The 16412-nt window shown below is 68.9% G+C and carries 15 protein-coding genes, 1 tRNA gene and 1 pseudogene; 6 read left to right on the forward strand and 11 right to left on the reverse strand.

The window, feature by feature from the left end; genetic code table 11:
* Positions 1–74: 74 nt before the first annotated feature.
* The 6 genes from ACFJIT_RS00790 to ACFJIT_RS00815 all read right to left on the reverse strand — a co-directional run bounded on the left by ACFJIT_RS00790 (position 75) and on the right by ACFJIT_RS00815 (position 6764).
* Positions 75–2582 (reverse strand): TonB-dependent receptor, encoded by a 2508-nt coding sequence (locus ACFJIT_RS00790; RefSeq protein ID WP_379654701.1) that lies wholly within the window; start codon positions 2580–2582, stop codon positions 75–77.
* 647 nt (positions 2583–3229) lie between these two features.
* Positions 3230–3787, reverse strand: a complete 558-nt coding sequence (locus tag ACFJIT_RS00795) for a GNAT family N-acetyltransferase (RefSeq protein WP_379654702.1) — start codon at positions 3785–3787, stop codon at positions 3230–3232.
* Positions 3784–4488 carry a DUF2238 domain-containing protein gene (locus ACFJIT_RS00800; RefSeq protein ID WP_379654703.1) on the reverse strand — a complete coding sequence of 235 codons (705 nt, stop codon included), beginning with the start codon at positions 4486–4488 and terminating at the stop codon, positions 3784–3786. The genes ACFJIT_RS00795 and ACFJIT_RS00800 overlap by 4 nt, the downstream gene beginning before the upstream one ends.
* 29 nt (positions 4489–4517) lie before the next feature.
* Positions 4518–5360, reverse strand: coding sequence for a universal stress protein (locus tag ACFJIT_RS00805; RefSeq protein WP_379654704.1), 843 nt, complete (start codon positions 5358–5360; stop codon positions 4518–4520).
* On the reverse strand, positions 5354–5929 hold the full coding sequence (locus tag ACFJIT_RS00810) for a GNAT family N-acetyltransferase (protein ID WP_379654705.1): 576 nt from the start codon (positions 5927–5929) through the stop codon (positions 5354–5356). The genes ACFJIT_RS00805 and ACFJIT_RS00810 overlap by 7 nt, the downstream gene beginning before the upstream one ends.
* A 10-nt stretch (positions 5930–5939) precedes the next feature.
* Complete coding sequence (locus ACFJIT_RS00815) at positions 5940–6764, reverse strand: universal stress protein (RefSeq protein ID WP_379654706.1); 825 nt, start codon at positions 6762–6764, stop codon at positions 5940–5942.
* A 199-nt stretch (positions 6765–6963) separates the two neighbouring features.
* On the opposite strand from ACFJIT_RS00815, the gene ACFJIT_RS00820 reads away from it, so the two are divergent.
* Positions 6964–7359 carry a hypothetical protein gene (locus ACFJIT_RS00820; protein WP_379654707.1) on the forward strand — a complete coding sequence of 132 codons (396 nt, stop codon included), beginning with the start codon at positions 6964–6966 and terminating at the stop codon, positions 7357–7359.
* 130 nt (positions 7360–7489) lie between these two features.
* Here the strand turns inward: ACFJIT_RS00820 and ACFJIT_RS00825 are convergent, their stop codons facing one another.
* Positions 7490–8212 (reverse strand): SDR family NAD(P)-dependent oxidoreductase, encoded by a 723-nt coding sequence (locus ACFJIT_RS00825; protein ID WP_379654708.1) that lies wholly within the window; start codon positions 8210–8212, stop codon positions 7490–7492.
* 79 nt (positions 8213–8291) lie between these two features.
* Between ACFJIT_RS00825 and ACFJIT_RS00830 the strand changes: the two genes are divergently transcribed.
* Positions 8292–8708, forward strand: a complete 417-nt coding sequence (locus tag ACFJIT_RS00830; RefSeq protein ID WP_379654709.1) for a winged helix-turn-helix transcriptional regulator — start codon at positions 8292–8294, stop codon at positions 8706–8708.
* A gap of 180 nt (positions 8709–8888) precedes the next feature.
* Here the strand turns inward: ACFJIT_RS00830 and ACFJIT_RS00835 are convergent.
* Positions 8889–8965, reverse strand: a tRNA-Met gene (locus ACFJIT_RS00835).
* A gap of 120 nt (positions 8966–9085) precedes the next feature.
* On the opposite strand from ACFJIT_RS00835, the gene ACFJIT_RS00840 reads away from it, so the two are divergent.
* From ACFJIT_RS00840 to bfr, 3 genes are all read left to right on the forward strand, one after another.
* Complete coding sequence (locus ACFJIT_RS00840; RefSeq protein ID WP_130516528.1) at positions 9086–9694, forward strand: RNA pyrophosphohydrolase; 609 nt, start codon at positions 9086–9088, stop codon at positions 9692–9694.
* 66 nt (positions 9695–9760) lie between these two features.
* Positions 9761–9976, forward strand: a complete 216-nt coding sequence (locus ACFJIT_RS00845) for a bacterioferritin-associated ferredoxin (protein WP_379654710.1) — start codon at positions 9761–9763, stop codon at positions 9974–9976.
* Positions 9977–10083: 107 nt separating this feature from the next.
* Positions 10084–10554: a bacterioferritin gene (gene bfr / locus ACFJIT_RS00850; protein ID WP_130528693.1), complete on the forward strand. Its 471-nt coding sequence runs from the start codon at positions 10084–10086 to the stop codon at positions 10552–10554.
* Here the strand turns inward: bfr and ACFJIT_RS00855 are convergent.
* From ACFJIT_RS00855 to ACFJIT_RS00865, 3 genes and pseudogenes are all read right to left on the reverse strand, one after another.
* Complete coding sequence (locus ACFJIT_RS00855; RefSeq protein ID WP_379654711.1) at positions 10527–12926, reverse strand: ATP-binding protein; 2400 nt, start codon at positions 12924–12926, stop codon at positions 10527–10529. The genes bfr and ACFJIT_RS00855 overlap by 28 nt on opposite strands.
* 29 nt (positions 12927–12955) lie before the next feature.
* Positions 12956–14849 (reverse strand): annotated as a pseudogene (locus tag ACFJIT_RS00860) (EAL domain-containing protein).
* A 67-nt stretch (positions 14850–14916) separates the two neighbouring features.
* Entirely contained in the window at positions 14917–15516 is a 600-nt protein-coding gene (locus tag ACFJIT_RS00865; RefSeq protein ID WP_379654712.1) for a DUF4126 domain-containing protein, read from the reverse strand.
* Between the two features lie 152 nt (positions 15517–15668).
* On the opposite strand from ACFJIT_RS00865, the gene ACFJIT_RS00870 reads away from it, so the two are divergent.
* Positions 15669–16391, forward strand: coding sequence for a DUF6776 family protein (locus tag ACFJIT_RS00870; protein WP_130516539.1), 723 nt, complete (start codon positions 15669–15671; stop codon positions 16389–16391).
* The last annotated feature ends 21 nt before the right edge of the window (positions 16392–16412 follow it).

Raw genomic sequence — 16412 nt, forward strand, 5'->3', positions numbered from 1 at the left:
CGACAACGCCCGGGCAGATCCCGGGCGTTGTCCTGTGCGTGGCCTGTCGTGTCACCAGACGGCGCGCCTGCGGATCACCACAGGTACTTGGCCTGGAAGTTGACCTCGCGACCCTCCAGCGGACGGGCCAGCAGCACGCCGCCGGCACTGGCCGCGTTGCCGAAGATGCGCGAGTTCGACTCGGTCAGCCCCAGCTCGTTGGTCATGTTGGTGCCGCGCAGGTTCAACTGCCAGTGATCGCCGATGTTGCTGGTCACGCCGAAGTCCACCGTGTGGTACGAGCCCAGCTGCTGCAGCCCCGACTGATCCTGCGTATGGTCGCCCACATAGGTGTAGGTGACGTACGGCAGGATGTCGCCCCAGGCAGTCACGAAGCGGTAGCTTGGCGTGAACATGCCGCGGAACTTCGGCTGACGCTGCAGCTGCTTGCCTTCGATCGGCGCGCACGCCGCCTGGCCGTTGATGTCGGTGTACTGGAAGCAGGCGTTGTAGTCGGTGTACTCGCCGTCCAGGTAGTTGGCCACCACCTGCAGGCGCAGGTTCTCCACCGGGGTCAGCGCGCCCATCAGGTTCACGCCGTTGGACTTGGAGCCGTAGATCTGCGGGCTGCCCACCGGCGTGCCTAGGCCGTCGGTCGGCTGGTACTGCAGGCCGGTGAAGACGCGGTGGTAGGCGCTCAGGTCCACGTACACCAGCGGCGACTGGTACTTGAAGCCGACTTCGTAGTTGCGGATCTTCTGCAGCGGCGGGTAGTTGTCGTTGGTGGTCCCGCGGATGCCGTTGTCGAAGTCCAGGAAGTGCCCGCCGGTGTTGACGCGTCCGTAGGCCGAGGTGTGCTCGTTGAAGCTGTAGTTGGCGCCGGCCGTCCACGAGGGATGGGTCTTTTCGTACTCGTTGTGCGCGTAGGTGCCGTTGCACACGGGCACGGCGTTGTCGTACAGCGTGCGCGGATTGCCATCCAGGTCCTGGTTGGTCATGTTGCACACATCGCTCTTGGCGTCCTGGTTCTCAAGACGTCCGGACAGGTCCAGCAGCCACTGGCCCACGCGCCACGAGTCGGACACGTAGATCGCCTTGTTGGTGGCGCTGCCGCGCTGGGCGATGTGATAGCCGCCGAAATCGGCGAAGCCCTGGCCATCGGTGCGGTAGTAGGTCTGCCCGCCGTCGACGTAGGTGACCGCGATCGGCGTGGCGTTGGGCGTGTTGGTCATCAGCATCTGGTTGCCCAGCGACCACTTGTCGGCCATCGAGTAGTGCGCGTAGTACAGGCCGATGGTCAGGGTGTTGCCTTCGAACAGTTCGCGACTCAGGCGGAAGTCGTTGTTGAAGCTCTTCAGGTGCTTGTGGATGTGCCACCAGCCCTGCTGGATCACGCTCTGGTCCAGCGGTACCGCGCCGCCGGTGGTGTAGGTCGCCGTGGCCGAGCCGGCCGGCAGGTTGAAGCCGCCGGGCGTGTTCGGGTTGTACAGCATGTCCGCCAGGCTGGCCGGGTTGTTGCCCGAGAACAGCGCATTGGTGTCCATGTCGCCTTCATCGAACAGGAAGCGGTCGCTGATCGACCAGCCGTTCTCCAGCTGATAGTCGAAGTTGCCGCCCAGGAAGAACATCTTCGCGCCGCGCCCGTCGGCCAGGTCGGCGTTGGTGCCGCCGTTGGGATAGCTGGGCAGGTATACGTGCTGCATGGCCTTGCTGTAGTACGTGTCCTTCAGCGGGTCGAAGCCCGGATAGGCGCTGAAGCTGTCGGTGCCACGCTGGATCAGCGGGATCGGGGTGATGAACTGGTTCTTGTCGTTGAGGTAGCGGCTGTACAGGGTGAACTTGCCCGCATCGGTCTCGTGCGACAGCGTGGCGGTCAGCTGGCCGCCCTTGTCGGCCTTGAACTGCGGGTCGCGCACACCGTCGGATTCGCGCCAGAAGCCGCCCACGCTGCCGTACCAGCTGTCGGCCAGCTTGAAGCCGGAGAAGCCATCCAGCCGCCACAGTCCCTCATTGCCGTAGGTCACACCGATGCTGCCGGAAGGCACGTCGGTGCCGGTCTTGAGGAAGAAGTTGGCCGAGGCGCCCATCTGCCCATCGGCGAACACCACCGAGGGGCCGCCCTGCAGGATCTCCACGGCTTCGATCGTGTCGTCCAGGCGGAACATCGAGGTCGTCTCGAAGAACGACAGCGTCGGCATGCCGTACAGCGGCGAGCCCATCAGCAGGGTGGAGAAGTAGGGCGCATCGCCGCCGCCGGGGAAGCCGGCGATCTCGATGTTGGCGCCGGTCTGGCCGCCGCTGCTTTCCGGCCACATGCCCGGCGAGATCTTCAGCAGATCGGCCGTACTCTTGGGATTGGCCTGCTTGATCTGCTCGGCATTGGCCGTGACGATGTTGAAGCTGGCCTCCAGCTTCTTCACACCGCCGGCCTGGGCGGTACCGGAGACCACCACGGTGTCCAGCGTGGTGGCGTTGTCCTTGGACGCCGGGGCCGGCGTCGGGTTCTGTGGAGCGGTCGCGGCTTCCTGCGCGAAGGCGGTGGCGTTGAGACTGGCGGCGATCGCCGCCGAGAGCGCATAGCGCGTCAACCAGATGCGTTGCATGGTTCCCCTCCCCGGAGAATGTAGTTCCACGACGTTCTTAAAGACAGCACGGACACGCATGCGCGACGCTGTCTGCGTTCCTTGCCAGCGCCCCTCCTGCAGCCGGCAACCGCCCATCGCGCACGCGATGCGCGGCACGGTAGGGACGCCCTGACAAAGGTGTCAAATTGACCAAGGAAACGGCGCTCACGGCGCCGCGATGTCCTACGCTGTCATACGCGCGAACAGGCGAATTCGCCCGCAATTCGCGCTCTTTTGATTTTGCTGCTATCGAATGCGAAGGCGGGTGCCGGGAAGGCGAGCGCTGCGGCGCAGCACAGCGTGGCGCGAACGGGACATGCGCTGACGTCAGCGCTGTCCATTCATGTCCGGCCCGCGCCTTCGGCCGGCGCGCGACACATTGACCGACAGGCGGGCGTTGCGGCGCAACACGGCGTGGCGCACGCGGGACCTCCGACGGACCGCAGGGCTGTCCATCGCTGTACGAAGCGCCGTCGAGGGCACTCTGCGTAGTCCTTTGTCTGCGTGCTTCCGATCTGATGGCCCACATCGCAGCCCAGGCATTCTTGAGGTCGCCCGGGCGGCGCTCGATGACCGGCACGCCGGAGCGCTCACCCTGTAGCCGGGCCCGGCCAACGACCGCCGCATCAGGTGCCGGGATCTGCGGGCCGACAGAATCTGAGCAGCGTCGCATCGCCGGGCACCGGGCTGGACTTGAAGCCGAACCAGTGCAGCAGGCGCGCCGCCTCGTGGTCCTCGGCAAGCTCCAGGGCATACAGGTGGTGGAGACCCCGGGCCTTGGCGAGGTGGATCAGTTGCTCCAGCAGCGCCTCGGCAAGTCCCGAGCCATGGAAGGCGGCGTCCACCACCGTCGCGATCTCGCAGCAGGTCCTGTCCGGGCCGTCGACGCCGTACTGGGCCACGCCACAGAGGCGGTCGCCCACGAAGCCGCCGAGCACCACGCGACTCACACCGTCGGCATCGAGCAGATCCGGGGCCATGGAAGCGTCTAGGTAAATCGGCAGCCCCAGGAGACGATTCCTGCTGGGTGCCGGAAAGAGCGCGCGCAGGAAGGCGACTTCCGCGTCCCCATCGCGAACGCCGAGCGGCCGGATGGTGAGCATGCGGCCATCGCGCAGCGCGCACCTTGTTACCGGAAAGTCCGGGCAGAGATAGCGATCGGCACCGATCGGCTCGGTCGTCATGGCAGGTCCTTAGGAGGGGCGTGTCGGCGCCTGCCTGCCGTCCTTGCTTGAACCATCCTCCCACCCAGGTACAGAGCGGAGTTCAGGCAGGCGCCAATGAGTGCGAGAAGCATGTCCTTGTGCGCGTCCCAGACATCGCCCTGCGTTCCCAGATAGGCCGCGCCCAGATCCGGGGCGGCGATCAGCACGGCCGCCCACTCGATCAGCTCGTAGAGCGCGGAGGTCGCGACGATGCACTGGATGCAGGCCAGCTCGCGGATCCAGGCCTTCATGGGGATCGCGCGGAGCAGCGTGCGGACCGCGGGCTGTACCAGCAGGCCGTACATGAAGTGCACGAGGCGATCGTAGTGATTGCGGCCAACCGTGTCCGCCGGATCGAGCGGCAGCTGGAACAGGGCATGCGCGAGCTGCCGGTAGGGCACCTGCGCATAGGTGTAATGCGCCCCGATGCTGTGCAGCAGGAAGAAGGCGAGCAGCGCCGCATTGGTGCCGATGCCCCAAGCGCGGCCTCGCTGCAGCCAGATCAGGCAGGGGAGCGACAGGAAAACCAGCAGGTTCTCGAGCAGCCAGTCGCGCGGGTGCCAGGGGTGGACGCTGGCGAGCAACGAGGCGAGCCCGTACACCCCCAGGCATCCATAGCCGACGCACTGCCTGACGCGGACGCGCCGTCTGGACGCCAGGTCGGCCGCGGTCATCGCCATGGAGGAGGTCATCTTCGTGACGCTGCCCGCTAATGGGCCACCAGCACAGGGAGCGCACTGGCCGCCAGCACGTCGCGGGTCATGCCGCCAAGCGACCATTCCCGCAGCCTGGAATGGCCGTAGCCCCCCATGACGAGCAGCTGCGCATCGACCTTCCTGGCATGGGAGAGCAACACCTCGCTGCAACTGCTCGCTTTGCTGCGGAGCGTCGCGAATGCGGTCTCGATGCCGTGTCGCTCGAGATGATCGCCAAGCGCCTGTCGCAGGGCCTCGTCCGCGCGCAGACCCTCCAGCGGCGGATCGATTTCGACGACATGCACCTGCTCTGCGCGTCGCAGGAGCGGAAGCGCGCCGCTCAGCGCCCGCCTGGCGTTGGGAGAGCCGTTCCACGCGACCAACGCGCGTTCAGGGGGAAGCGGATGCTTGCAGCGCGGCGGGACGAGCAGGATGGGCGTACCGGACTGGAACAGCACCGCATTGAAGAAGCGTTTCAGCTGCGGGGCCGGCTTGGCCAGCCCGGCCCAGCCGGGAAGCACGCACAGGTCCGCCGCCTGCGCCAGCAGGGCCGCGACGGCGGACGGGTAATCAGTATTGGCTTCCCACACTTCCACGCTCACGTGGTTGGCATACCCGGCCACGCGCCCACGCACCAGCTCGGCGCGGTTGCGGGCCAGACTGCGCACGGCGGTCTCCGCCGCCGTCAACGCCTGGGTCGGTATCAGATCCCACGGGCCCTCGGTGGGCAAGGGAAGATCGCAGATCTCCGCCGCGCGCACCTGTGCCTCGTAAGACTGAGCGAGCTTGATGGCGACCGAAAGCGCGTCGTTGTCTCCCGCGGTGTCGGTCAGAGGAACCAGGATGTTCTTCAACATGTTCGTCTCCTCGGGTGGGTTCGATCGCACAGATCCAGGGTGTGCAGCAGATCGTCGGGGCGACTGCCGAGGCGATGCGTGCGCATGCCGAGTCCGTGCGAGAGCGTATTCACTGCGTCGTCCTGCGCGTCGGCGAAGGCGATGAGTCGCCTGAGTCCGGCGCTGCGCGCCTTGGCGATCAGCAGCGCCATCAGCATCTCCTCGAGGCCTTGCCGCCGCCAGTCAGGCTTGACCAGAAGGCAGCACTCGCAGCGCCGTCGGTTGGCGACGATCCGGAAGCGTGCGATGCCGACGGCCACGTCCCGGCCATCGATCCGCGTCTCGGCGATCAGGCTTGACGTCTGCGCCGTGTCGGCCGCGCCTGCCGTATCGCCGTCGCGGTGCGGGCATCGCGACGGGATCCCGCCCAGCATCCACGGGGCCTCACGCTGCTGCCCTGCGTCCTCGATCACGGACCGGACAGCGGCTGCGTCGGCGTCGGTGCCGTCGCGGAAGACCACATGCCGCAGGTCGCGAATCGATCCAGACCAGGTCGCGCTGTCTGTAGGGGTGGACGCAGCGGCTTGCATGGTCGTCGCCTTATCTGGAGAAGAACACCGGAATGTGGGAGCGGTCGAGCAGATCGCGCGTGGTGCCGCCCAGCATCCATTCCCTGGCCCTGGAATGTCCGTAGGCGCCGCACACCAGAAGGTCCGCTCCGGCCTCGAGGGCGTAGTCGGTCAGGACATCGCTGATCGGGCGGCCCTGCGCCTGGGCCTCGTGGAAGGCCGCGCGCCGGCCCTTGCGCACCAGGAACTCGGCAAGCAGATGACCGGCCTCGCTGGTCCGGCCGCTCGGGGCGACCGCGACGATCGACGCGCGATCGCAGGGCACCAGCGCGCAGAAGTCATGGATGGCCCGCGCCGATTCCTGCGCGCCATTCCAGGCCAGCACTGCGTGGCGCAAGGGCGCCGGCAAGGGCATCGTGGCCGGGACGGCCAGCACCGGCCGGCCCGAGCCGAACGCGATGGCGGAGAACGTCGCGTGCTGCTTGCGCCGCTGTGAACGCCGTTCCCCACCGCAGGCCACCGCGGCGAAATCGAACAACTGAGCGCGCTGGGCGATCGCGTTCAACGGAATGTCCTTGCTCCCGTCCTCGGCCTCGATGTCGTAGGGAACGCGCAGCCTGGCTGCGGCCGAGCGCAGCGAACGCATGTTGCTCTCCATATCGCGCAAGGCCTGCATGACCGCAGGCTGCATGCGCGTAATCGGGTCGCTGCCCAGCGCGCCCATCGCGGCCCCGGGGAGTTCGACCGGCTGCACGAGAGTGAGATGCCCGCTTCGCCCTTCGACGAGAGCCGCGGCATGGGCCATGGCCGCCTGGTCACCCGCGGTGTTGGTGAGCGCGACGAGGATCTCGACCATGTGCCCTCCCAGCTCTTGGTCTGCGGGTGCGCACGCAGCATCGACCTGGCAAGGCGGTGCCTCATTGATTCAAATCAAAGAAGGCCGCTGGAGAAGCGATTGAAATACGAATTACTGAACGCCGCGGGTTGATCTGGATCAAGGTGCCTGCCTCGTCCGATCAGCAGCATGGGCTCGTCCCATCCTGGAGCACGCCCCCATGATCGAACTGGCAAGACGCGTCCTGGTACGTCACGCTGCCTGCGCGGTGGAAGCGGCGGCGCGCGAGGGCATCGACGTCGTGGTAGGACTCTATGAAGCCGGAGGGTCCGACACGCGGGAAGACGTGCGGCAAGTCGCCGGATGCGTGCACCGTTACCTGGAGAAGCTGCGCTATTCGCTCGCTGCGCTGGAGTCCGCCGAGAAGCGTCAGTACGTGAAGCGCTGGCGCGAGTTCCTAGTGGCCTACGACGACTATCTCGAGGTGGTCCGGCAGGCGCGTTCCGAACTGACAAGCGAAACCCACAGCTCGGGCGCATCGATCGGGCTCGGTCTGTTGCCACTCCAGCGCCGGCGTGATCCGCGCCTGGCACCGACGGTGAGAAAGAGCCGATAACGCGGTGTGTGACGCTTGGGCAGGTCGCAGCTAACACTTGGCGTGTTGCGAGACGCGGACAGTTCCGAACCGCACCGCCCTGCGCCCACGGTGGGGAAAGCGGATCCTACGCGCCGGCCAAGTCTTCGACCTAGACCTGTCCCATGCCCCCGTCCACGAACAGTTCCACGCCGGTGATGAAGCTCGCCTCATCGCTGAGCAGGAACAGCGCCGCCGAAGCCACTTCCTCCGGCTTGGCCATCCGCCCCAGCAGAATGGGCGCGACGATCGACGCGCGCACCTCGTCCGGCACGCGCGCCATCATCTCGGTGTCCGTGGGGCCCGGCGCCACGACGTTGATGCGGATGCCGCGCGGCGCGAGCTCGGCCGCCCAGGTCCGCGCATAGGAACGCAGCGCCGCCTTGGTCGCCGCATAGGTGCCGTAGTTGGCGATGCCGAGCGAACTGGCGACCGAGCCCACCAGGACCACTGCCGCACCCGATCGCAGCGTGTCGACGGCGGCCTGCAGGCCATACAGCGCGCCTCTCACATTGACCGCGAAGTGTCGATCGAAGTGATCCTGGGTGACATCGCCCAGCGCCGCGGGCTCGCTGATACCGGCATTCAGCACCAGCGCGTCCAGAGACCCACAGCGCTCCCGCACCGCAGCGATCGCACGATCCAGGTCCTCACGCGTGCTTGCATCGGCGACCAGCCCCTGGGCGTCATGGCCGATGACGGAGACGGCGGCCTCCACCTGATCCCGCGCGCGGCCTGTGATGAACACCTTGGCCCCCTCCGCCGCCAGACGCGTCGCGATGGCCAAGCCGATGCCCTTCGCGCCGCCCACGACCAATGCGACCTTGTTCGCCATCCGATTCATCACGCATGCCTTGCCCAGGAAGAGATGCGCGCTAAGGTATACGTAGTAAATCTGGTATCAAGAACGCACCATGAGTAGCGTAGATATACATGGCGATACCGAACTGGCCGCGCAGTCCTGCAGGGTGCTGTCCCAGATGGCGCAGATCCGGCCCGTGCTCGACAAGATCGCGGACAAGTGGACGATCCTGATCCTGATCCTGATCGTGATCTGCCCAAAGCCCTCGCGCTTCAACGAAATCAAGCGTCGACTCGATGGCATCACCCACAAGGCGCTGGCCGACGCGTTGAAGCGCCTGGAACGCAACGGGCTGGTGACAAGAACCGTGCTGCCGACCTCGCCCGTCGGCGTCGAATATGCGATCACGCCCCAGGGACACGCCTTGCGCGAACCGTTCGAGGCGTTATGCGCCTGGGCGCTCGAACATGGCAGCGAACTCGACGCCGCCAGCGCGCGGTTCGATCAGCAGCAGAAAGCGCAGGCTTGAGCCGCGGACGCAGGGCGCGACAGGCCTGGAGGCTCTGGCGAAGCCATCGAGCGCGGCCCTGATCTTCGATGCGGAGGCGACCTTGCCGAAGCAGGTTGTCCCCCTCGCATCGGCGTCGCCAAACAAAAAACCCGCCGATGGGCGGGTTCTTCCTAACGCGCTGATTCCACAAGGGAAATCTGGTGGCTATGGGTGGACTCGAACCACCGACCCCAGCATTATGAGTGCTGTGCTCTAACCGGCTGAGCTACATAGCCGCGCGAAGAACCGGCAATTCTGGGCATCGGCCCGCGGCTTGTCAATCGATGCGCGGCGGGTTGAGGCAGCGGCCGGGGCGTGGCACATTCGGACCCAGTAGATTTTCAGGAGTCCGCGTCGTGATCGATCCGGACGGTTACCGACCCAACGTCGGCATCGTGCTCATGCATCCGGAAGGCAAGGTCTTCTGGGCGCGCCGCGTGCGCCGCGACGGCTGGCAGTTCCCGCAGGGCGGGATGAACACCGACGAGACGCCGGTGGAAGCCATGTACCGCGAACTGCGCGAGGAGACCGGGCTGCTGCCCGAACACGTCGAGATCCTCGGCGCCACGCCCGGCTGGCTGCGCTACCGGCTGCCGCCGCGCGCGGTGCGCCGCAACGAGCGGCATGTCTGCATCGGCCAGAAGCAGGTCTGGTTCCTGCTGCGCCTGGTCGGCGAAGAGCGCCACGTGCGCCTGGACGTGACCGATACGCCCGAGTTCGACCACTGGCGCTGGGTCGACTTCTGGTACCCGATGGAGCACGTGGTGATGTTCAAGCGCGGCGTGTACGCACGGGCGCTGGGGCATCTGGCGCCGATGGCGCGGGTCGTGGCCGGCGCGCAGGCCGTGCCGCAGCAGCGCCAGGAGCGGCGGCCGGGCGAAGGCCAGGCGCGCAGTTCTCAGCGTCCGCGCGCCCGGGCCGGCCGGCGGCGCGAGGGTTCAGGCCCGGGCACGCCTGCAAATTGACAATCATTCGCATCCGCGATTGAATGGCATCGGGCCGGTCCGGCCCGCCGCCGTCCCGCCATCGCCGTGTACGTCTGCATCTGCAACGGGGTCACCGACCACCAGATCCGCGAAGCTGCCGCCAACGGCTGCAGGACCGTGTCCGAACTGACCATGCGCACCGGCGCCGGCAGCACCTGCGGCAGCTGCCTGGACATGGCCGCCGACCTGCTCGATGCGCACCACGCCAGCGTGGATTTCCCGCTGCCGCTGCTGGGCGCCGCCCTGGCCAACGCGGCCTAGGGGCGCACCGCCCGCGCAGCGCGCGGGACTGATCACGATTCGCGTTTCCTCACGGTCCCGTGCCGGCCGCTATCCTGCGCGTCGATTCTCTGCGCATGGATATGACGATGAAGGGCGACGCCAAGGTCATCGAGTTCCTCAACAAGGTCCTCTACAACGAGCTGACCGCGATCAACCAGTACTTCCTGCACGCCAAGATGCTCAAGCACTGGGGCCTGAAGGAACTGGCCGAGTACGAGTACAAGGAATCCATCGACGAGATGAAGCATGCGGACAAGCTGGCCGACCGCATCCTGTTCCTCGAAGGCCTGCCGAACTTCCAGGCGCTGGGCAAACTGCGAGTAGGCGAGAACCCGCGCGAGATGCTGGAGTGCGATCTGGCGCTGGAGCTGGAGGCGCTGCCGGTACTGCGCGAGGGCGTGGCCTACTGCGAGACGGTGGGCGATTACGTCAGCCGCCAGCTGCTGGTGGACATCCTCGATTCGGAGGAAGAGCACGTGGACTGGCTGGAAACCCAGCTGGACCTGATCGGCCGGATCGGCGAGCCCAACTATCTGTTGACCAAGCTCGACGACTGAGCCGCGGCCGGCGCGCCCTCCAGGCGCGCCAGATAGTCCTGCAGCGCCACCCGGGCGCGCGCGAACTCGGCGATCACCAACGCCACCGCCACGGCCGGGCGCTCCAGGCGCGCCTCGCGCGCGCCCAGTTCGATCCGCTTGGCCGCGGCCGACAGTGCCAGCGCGCCGAGATTGGCGCTGGAGGACTTGAGCGAATGCGCCGCCGCGCGCATGGCTTCCAGGTCGGGCGCGGCCGAGGCGGCCTCCAGCTCGGCGATCAGCCGCGGCGCGTCCTCGAGGAAGACCTGGATGATGCGGCCGGTGTCCGGGCCGGTGAACTCGACGAGTTCGTCCAGCAGCGCGGTGTCCAGCGCGACCGGGATGCCCAGCGCAGGCGCGCTGGGCGGCGGCGCGGGCGACGGAGGCGCGGCGGACACGGGGTCGCCCTCTGACACTGGGACCGCGGAGCGCGCGCCCACACTGGGCTCGCTGCTCGGGGTGTCCGAATCCGAGGCTTCGCCGACCGGCGGCAGCCAGCGCACCAGGCATTCCTCCAGCAGCGCGCGCGAGACCGGCTTGGACAGGTAGTCGTCCATGCCGGCGTCCAGGCAGCGCTGGCGGTCGCCGGCCATGGCGTTGGCGGTCATGGCCACGATCGGCAGGCGCGGCTGGCCGCGCTCGGCCTCGCGCTCGCGCCAGCGGCGCGTGGCGGTATAGCCGTCCAGCAGCGGCATCTGGCAGTCCATCAGCACCAGCGGGTAGCGGGTGCGCTCCATCTTCTCCAGCGCCATCACGCCGTTGTGGGCGTGGTCGGCGCGGAAGCCCAGCGACTCGAGCATCTTCTCGGCCACCGCCAGATTGACCGGGTTGTCCTCGACCAGCAGCACGCGGCGGCCGTCCACGGCGATGGGCTGCGAAGCGTCGGCGGCGGGTCCGGCGCCGGCGAACGGCTCCGGTTCGGGCAGGGGCAGCGGCTGCTCGACATGGACCGGCGCGTTGGCCGGTGCAGTGGGGGGCTTGGGGATGGTGCTCAGCAGCGCGCGCAGGTCCGATTCATGCGCCAGGCGCGGCAGCGAGGTCGCGCCGACGCGCAGCTCCTCGGGCACCGGCTCGTCGCCGTAGAGCCAGACCAGCTGGGTGCCGGTCTCCTGGGCGAGGCGGCCGATCACGCGGTGCAGGGCGCGGGCGCTGCTGCGCATGCTCGGGCTGAGATCGGCCACCACGGTGTGGAAGCCCGCGGTGTTGGCGCGCAGCCGTTCCAGCGCCTCCTGCACGGTCTCCACGCACTGCAGGGAGGCGTTCCACTGCGGCACCAGGTTGGACAGGCGCGAGCGCAGCCGGCCGTCGGCGCTGACCAGCAGCACGCGCGCCTGCGCCGGGCGCGCCGGCGCGGGCAGGTCGCCCAGCGCCTTGAGCAGCGGGATCTCGAACCAGAACGTCGACCCGCGCCCCAGCTCGGACACCACCGCGATGCGCCCGCCCATCAAGCCGACGATGCGCTTGCAGATGGCCAGCCCCAGGCCGGTGCCGCCGAAGATGCGGGTGGTCGACGCATCGGCCTGGCTGAAGGGACTGAACAGCCGTGCCTGCGCTTCGGGGTCGATGCCGATGCCGGTGTCGCGGACCTCGAAGCGCAGCAGGTGCTGGGCGCCGGTCTCGCCCAGGCGCCGGGCGACCAGCGTCACCGAGCCGCGCTCGGTGAATTTGATGGCGTTGCCGATCAGGTTGGTCAGCACCTGGCGCAGGCGCAGCGGATCGCCGCGCACCGACAGGCGCACGGTCGGGTCCAGCTGCAGGCCCAGGCGCAGGCCGCGGCTCTCGGCCGGGCGCTGCATCAGCTGCATGACCTGCTCGAGCACCTCGCGCAGGTTGAAGGCGGTGTTCTCCAGCTCGAGCTTGTTCGCCTCCAGCTTGGAGTAGTCCAGGATGTCGTCGACGATGCGCAGCAGGGTCTGCGAGGAAGCGGTGGCGGTCAGCAGCAGCTGGCGCTGGTCCGGCGCCAGGGCCGAGCGCGAGAGCAGTTCGAGCATCGGCACGATGCCGTTGAGCGGGGTGCGGATCTCGTGGCTCATCGTGGCCAGGAACTCGCCCTTGGCCAGCACCGCCGATTCGGCCGCCTGCTTGGCCTTGATCAGCTCACCCTCGACGCGGCCCAGGCGCTCGACCTCGCGCTGGGCCATCTGGCGCTCGGACTCGGCGATGGCCGCGCGCGCGTCGGCGGCCTCGATGTGGCGCGCGACCGCATGCAGCAGCACCAGCGTGGCCACGGTGGCCAGCAGGGCGGCCATGCCCGAGGAAAAAGCCACCAGCAGCCACGGGCCGGGCACCATGGACAGGTCCAGCCACAGCGAGACCAGCAGCAGCATGGCCGCGGCAGCGGCCAGCCAGGACATCAGTGCAGCACGTCCTGGCGCGGCGACCACTACAGCACCGCGTTATGGAAGTCGAAGCCCAGGTCCTCGCCGACGCCCTGCACCAGGGTTGCCCTGGATGAAGTCGACGCCACCCATCCACATGGCCGCGGCGGCCTGCGGGTCCTCGATCTGCTGGCCGATCACCAGCAGGTTCTGGCGGTGCGCCAGGTCGATGGTGGCGCGCAGCTGGCCGCGCAGCGCGGCGTCCTTGTGCGCGCCGGCGAAACGGCTGGAGACGCGCAGATAGCTCAGCGGCAACAGCGAGAGCAGCGCCTCGGCATCGGTGCCGGGCTCGAACTGGCTCAGGCAGAACTGCACGCCGGCCTGCATCGGGGCCTGGCAGAAATCGCGCAGCGCCACGGTGTGGATCAGCGCGTCGGACAGGCGCAGGTCCATCACCAGCGAGGACGGCTCGATGCCGCGGCGGCGGATCTCGCCGATCAGCCAGTCGGCCGCGCCAGGGCGGTTCAGGGTCAGCGGCGACTGCGACACGAACAGACGCAGCTCGGCGCCCTCGACCTTGCGCTTGGCGATCAGGTCCAGCGCGCGGGCGATGATCTGGCGGTCCAGGTCGACGATGTCGCCGGACAGCTCGGCCGCCGGCACGACCTGGGCGGCCGGCAGCAGCGTGCCGTCGGCCTGGCGCAGGCGCATGAGCACCTGGAACTGGGCCTGGTCGCCGCCGGCCACCGACACGATCGGCTGGAACAGCAGTTCCAGCGTGGTGTCGGCCAGCGAGGCGCGGGCCTGTTCGCTGGCCGAGGGCGCCGGCACGTGCGCGGCGACGTGGCCGGGCTGGCTGCGCGCGGCCACGGCGGCGTGCTCGACCGCCTCCAGCGCCGCATCGCGGTCGGCGAAGCCCAGGGCCAGCTCGGAGTAACCGATGATCGCGCGCAGCTGGATGGTCTCGCTGGCGCGCACCGGCAGCGACACCTTGGCCAGCTGGTCGTGCAGCGAACGGGCGAAGCCTTCCAAGGCCTCACGCGGCAGGCCGCGGGCCACGGTCAGGAAGCTGTTGTCGTTCAGGCGCGCCAGCGGATGCGGCGCGGCGAAGCCGGACAGCTGGCGCGCGGCCTGCGACATCAGCTGCTCGAAGGCGGCATAGCCGTAACGGTCGCGCAGACCCAGGGCGCCGGCGATCTCGATGAAGAACAGGCCGCCGTCGGCGTGTTCCTCCAGCGCCGAGGCCAGCTGCTGCTGGACGTACGCGCGGGTGTGCAGGCCGGTCTCCGGATTGACGTCCAGCGGGGTCTGGTTGACCTCGGGCGCGGCGCTGGTCAGCACCTGCACCGGCAGGCGCTGGCGCATGCGGCGGATGCGGTTGGACACCGCGGCGATCAGGTGGCGCGGGCGGATCGGCTTGTTCAGGAAGTCGTCGGCGCCGCTGTCCAGCGCGTCGTACTGGCGTTCCGGATCCGGATCGCCGGTGAGGAAGACGATCGGCAGGTCCAGGTACTCGGGGCGCTCGCGGATGGCCATCGTCAGCGACATGCCGTCCTGGCCGGGCATGTGCAGGTCCATCAGCAGCAGGTCCGGCACGAAGCGCTGGATGCTGTCGATGACCTTGTCGGCCTCCATCTCCACTTCGGCCAGCATGCCCGCGCCGTGCAGCACGCTCTGGGCGAACAGCGCCTGCGGGCGGTCGTCCTCGACGATCAGCACGCGATACGGCGATTCGGCCGGACCGCCTTCGCCCTCCGCCGCGCCGGCGGCCGGGGGCGCGCCCGCGCCGCCGGGCAGGCCGGCGCCAGCGCCGTTATCGGACTCTGCTTCGGCGCTGGCGGAGAGGGCCGGCACGTCGTCGGTCCAGCGCCGCCAGTAGTTCGGCGGCGGCATCTCGGCGCGCACCAGCGGGCGCGGAGAAGAAGAGGACGAAGACGTGGGGGACGGCGGTGCGGGCATCGGGCTTTCCGGCGTGACTGATGTCCATTATGCGACGGACTGCCGTTAAAACGGGTTCTCGACCCGCTTACGGCCGCGATGCGGCCGTGGGTGATGAGCGGGGTCGCAGGCGTCGCCACACCGCGCGGGCGATCCATCCCAGCACCAGGGCGATGGTCAGGCTCAGCACCACCGCCACCGACAGCGCCAGCCAGGGATGGGCCAGCGCCAGGGCCAGGCCGCCGGTCACCACCACGTCCTCGGCGAGCGAGGCGGTCCAGTTGCTGACCGGCTCGGGCGAGGTGTTGAGCAGGGCGCGCGAGCCGGCCTTGAGCAGGTGGCTGGTTAGCGCCACGCCGGCGCCGGCCGCCAGCGCCCCGGTGCCCAGGTGACCGTCGGGCGAGAGCGTCGCGGCGGCCAGGAAGGCGCCGGCCGGCACCCGCGCCAGGGTCTGCAGCAGGTCCCAGACCGAATCCACGCCGGGGATCTTGTCGGCGAAGAACTCGGCCACCGCCAAGGCGCCGGAGGTGCCCAGCACCCACCACGACTGGGTGGCCTGCAGCGCCGGCGGCAGATCGACCCAGCCCAGCAGCCCGGCCAGGCCGATGCCGAACACGGTCAGGTAGGCGCGGATGCCCGCCATCCAGGCCAGCAGGATCCCGATCACGAACAGATGTGCTTCGGTCATGGCCAACACGCTCTAGACTGGGGGCGACGGGAGGGGAGCGCGCGTCCCGTCGGGTCATCGCCAGTATAGGTCCCGCCGGGGCCGCGTCCGTGCAGGCGCGCGGGGGCGGTGCGTGGACCGTGCTGGCCTTCCTTGCCAACGCCGTGTCCGCCATGCACTCCACCATTCCGCAGTACCGCATCGTCCGCGGCCGCCAGGGCCGCCGCCTGCCGTGGCGGCTCCTGCTGGTCCTGGGCTGGCTCGCCTCGCTGGCGCTGGTCGCCGCCGCCGTCCTGTGGCTGACGCGCCCGGCCGGCCTGGACCAGCTGCGCCAGCGCGCGGCCAGCGCCGAGGCCGCCGAGCGCCAGTCCAGCCGCGAGGTCGCCGAGCTGCGCCGCCGGATGGTGGTGCTGGAGCAGTCCGACCGCATCAGTCGCGCGGCCAACCTGGACCTGCAGGACACCCTGGCCCAGCGCGAGACCCAGATCAACGATCTGCGCAGCGACCTGGCCTTCTACGCACGCCTGGCCGGCCCGACCGCCCAGCGCACGGACCTGACGGTGTTCTCCTCCAGGTTCGCCGCCCAGGGCGACGGGGCCTTCGGCTACCGGATCGTGCTGACCCAGACCCTGGACCGCGATGCGATCAGCACCGGGCAGATGCAGCTGGCGGTGGACGGGGTGCGCGCCGGCCGCCACGAGACGCTGGACTGGGCGCAGCTGCACACCGGCGGCGAGTCCGCGCCGCAGGCGTTCTCCTTCCGCTATTTCCAGGAGCTGTCCGGGCGCATCGTGCTGCCGGCCGGCTTCACCCCGCAGCGCGTGCGCGTGACCCTGCAGGCGCCCGGGCGGGCGCCGGTCGAGCGCGCGTTCGACTGGGCCCCGGCCCGCGGCTGACCGCAGTCCCCTTCCTCCCAC

Source organism: Pseudoxanthomonas sp. UC19_8 (genome assembly GCF_042700505.1).
GTDB classification, from domain to species: Bacteria; Pseudomonadota; Gammaproteobacteria; order Xanthomonadales; family Xanthomonadaceae; genus Pseudoxanthomonas_A; species Pseudoxanthomonas_A winnipegensis.

What these genes read in the sequence shown, in the direction of transcription:
- ACFJIT_RS00800 (WP_379654703.1), bottom strand. Translation starts at nt 4,488, where the DNA reads ATGGCGATGACCGCGGCCGACCTGGCGTCCAGACGGCGCGTCCGCGTC.
- ACFJIT_RS00790 (WP_379654701.1), bottom strand. Translation starts at nt 2,582, where the DNA reads ATGCAACGCATCTGGTTGACGCGCTATGCGCTCTCGGCGGCGATCGCC.
- bfr (WP_130528693.1), top strand. Translation starts at nt 10,084, where the DNA reads ATGAAGGGCGACGCCAAGGTCATCGAGTTCCTCAACAAGGTCCTCTAC.
- ACFJIT_RS00825 (WP_379654708.1), bottom strand. Translation starts at nt 8,212, where the DNA reads ATGGCGAACAAGGTCGCATTGGTCGTGGGCGGCGCGAAGGGCATCGGC.
- ACFJIT_RS00830 (WP_379654709.1), top strand. Translation starts at nt 8,292, where the DNA reads ATGAGTAGCGTAGATATACATGGCGATACCGAACTGGCCGCGCAGTCC.
- ACFJIT_RS00815 (WP_379654706.1), bottom strand. Translation starts at nt 6,764, where the DNA reads ATGGTCGAGATCCTCGTCGCGCTCACCAACACCGCGGGTGACCAGGCG.
- ACFJIT_RS00870 (WP_130516539.1), top strand. Translation starts at nt 15,669, where the DNA reads ATGCACTCCACCATTCCGCAGTACCGCATCGTCCGCGGCCGCCAGGGC.
- ACFJIT_RS00810 (WP_379654705.1), bottom strand. Translation starts at nt 5,929, where the DNA reads ATGCAAGCCGCTGCGTCCACCCCTACAGACAGCGCGACCTGGTCTGGA.
- ACFJIT_RS00855 (WP_379654711.1), bottom strand. Translation starts at nt 12,926, where the DNA reads ATGTCCTGGCTGGCCGCTGCCGCGGCCATGCTGCTGCTGGTCTCGCTG.
- ACFJIT_RS00820 (WP_379654707.1), top strand. Translation starts at nt 6,964, where the DNA reads ATGATCGAACTGGCAAGACGCGTCCTGGTACGTCACGCTGCCTGCGCG.
- ACFJIT_RS00865 (WP_379654712.1), bottom strand. Translation starts at nt 15,516, where the DNA reads ATGACCGAAGCACATCTGTTCGTGATCGGGATCCTGCTGGCCTGGATG.
- ACFJIT_RS00795 (WP_379654702.1), bottom strand. Translation starts at nt 3,787, where the DNA reads ATGACGACCGAGCCGATCGGTGCCGATCGCTATCTCTGCCCGGACTTT.
- ACFJIT_RS00805 (WP_379654704.1), bottom strand. Translation starts at nt 5,360, where the DNA reads ATGTTGAAGAACATCCTGGTTCCTCTGACCGACACCGCGGGAGACAAC.